The organism is Pseudoalteromonas sp. A601 (assembly GCF_002165575.1).
Taxonomy (GTDB): domain Bacteria; phylum Pseudomonadota; class Gammaproteobacteria; order Enterobacterales; family Alteromonadaceae; genus Pseudoalteromonas.
Window position 1 is genome coordinate 1 of record NZ_MXQF01000080.1, and the last position, 1709, is coordinate 1709.

Here is a 1709-nt window from a genome sequence, read left to right on the forward strand (position 1 = left end):
GTAAGCGTCTAGCAAAATGCACCTGCAAGTAACTCACCAAAACAATTAAGCTATTTCTGAATTTCAATGAGGAGATAGTCATGAGAAAAACACGCAGCCTTGAACAATGGCGCAGTATTATTGAAGAACAACAAGCCAGCGATTTAACTATCACTGACTATTGCCTGCAACATGCTTTATCAAAAACAAGCTTTTATGCCGCACGAAGTAAGCTTAATGGATCATCAGGCAGCTTTGTTCGCGCTAAAGTAGCTAAACACGTTGACGTCACCGAACAGCAACTGTCGATTAGCCTCGAAGTCGGAAAAGTAAACGTCAGTTTGCCTCCCACAACGCCTGCATCTTATCTAGGCCAATTACTACGCGAGCTTAACTGATGAAAATGTTTGTTGAACCTAAGTGTATTTACTTACACCGCGATGCTGTGGATTTTCGAAAATCCATTGATGGTCTGGTCGCAATCGTTGAGGGTGAGCTTGAACGTGACGCCTATACTGGCGCTTTATTTTTATTTTGCAACAAAGCGAAGGATAAACTCAAGCTGGTTTACTGGGATAAAACGGGGTTTGCTTTGTGGTACAAGCGGTTAGAAAAGCAAAAGTTTAAATGGCCAAACAAAGCCAGTCTGCAAGAATTTGAGCTCAGTCCAGAGCAACTGGATTGGTTGTTGTCGGGATATGATGTGCTTGGTCATGAAGAATTGCAGTATCAATCGATGATCTAATCGATCATATTGACAGTAAATGATCGTTGCCACACCGTCTGCTTTATCTTTGCGTCAAGCAAGAAAACAACGTCAAATTCTGTTAAATTGCGAACATGAAAATTGATGCACACTCACTTCCTGACGACCTGGAAAAACTCAAGCGTATGGTGCTTGAGTTGCAACAAGTCGTTGCTGAAAAAGATGAGCAAATTCACGAATTACTGCAAGCTTATAACGCAAAACTTGCCAAAGAGTACGCCAAGAAATCTGAAAAGATGCCGGGTGCAGGCGAAGTATTCAATGAAGCAGAAGACACTCTCGATGAACATGATAAAGCGCTATTGGCTACATCGCCCTCAGTAAAGAAAGAAAAAGCCAAACCGAAACGCCGCCCACTGCCGGCGCAGTTGCCGCGAATTGAGGTGGTTGTTGACCTCGAAGAGGATGACAAAATATGTGATTGCTGTCAAAGCCCCCTTCATAAAATGGGTGAAAGCAGCAGTGAAGCACTGGAATTTGTACCAGCGCATATCAAAGTAATCAAAACCATTCGCCCAAAATATACGTGTCGTCACTGTGAGCGAGAAGGGATTGAAAGTGTAGTAAAAACCGCCCTAATGCCTGCAACCCCTATTCCAAAAAGCATCGCAACCCCCAGCCTGCTGAGCCAAATAATCATGTGTAAATACCAGTTTGGCTTACCACTTTATCGCCAAGAAACAATGTTAGCCGATATTGGTATTGAGTTGAGCAGACAAACGATGTCGAGCTGGATGTTGCGCTGCGCAGACCTGTTGTCCCCTCTGTATAAACGCTTAAAAGACGTGTTGTTATCTCAACCGGTTATTCACGGCGATGAAACCCCGTTAAACGTCATTAATGCAGATAAAGCAACCAGCTATATGTGGCTGTATTGCTGCGGCGATGATAAACCGGGTAAAGGCACTAATATTGTCCTGTTTGATTACCATAATAGTCGTGCAGGCCAATGTGCGGTTGATTT

The 1709-nt window shown here is 43.5% G+C and carries 3 protein-coding genes; all 3 read left to right on the forward strand.

What is annotated here, in order from left to right; genetic code table 11:
- Positions 1–80: 80 nt before the first annotated feature.
- Positions 81–377 carry a hypothetical protein gene (locus B5G52_RS21735; protein WP_087534704.1) on the forward strand — a complete coding sequence of 99 codons (297 nt, stop codon included), beginning with the start codon at positions 81–83 and terminating at the stop codon, positions 375–377.
- Between the two features lie 5 nt (positions 378–382).
- Positions 383–724, forward strand: a complete 342-nt coding sequence (tnpB, locus tag B5G52_RS21740) for an IS66 family insertion sequence element accessory protein TnpB (RefSeq protein WP_176372608.1) — start codon at positions 383–385, stop codon at positions 722–724.
- A 95-nt stretch (positions 725–819) separates the two neighbouring features.
- On the forward strand, positions 820–1709 hold an 890-nt coding region (locus B5G52_RS21745; protein ID WP_140394365.1), incomplete at its 3' end, for an IS66 family transposase.

Bases quoted from the DNA above. Each gene is read 5' to 3' on its own strand.
- tnpB (WP_176372608.1), top strand. From the start codon at position 383: ATGTTTGTTGAACCTAAGTGTATTTACTTACACCGCGATGCTGTGGAT.
- B5G52_RS21735 (WP_087534704.1), top strand. From the start codon at position 81: ATGAGAAAAACACGCAGCCTTGAACAATGGCGCAGTATTATTGAAGAA.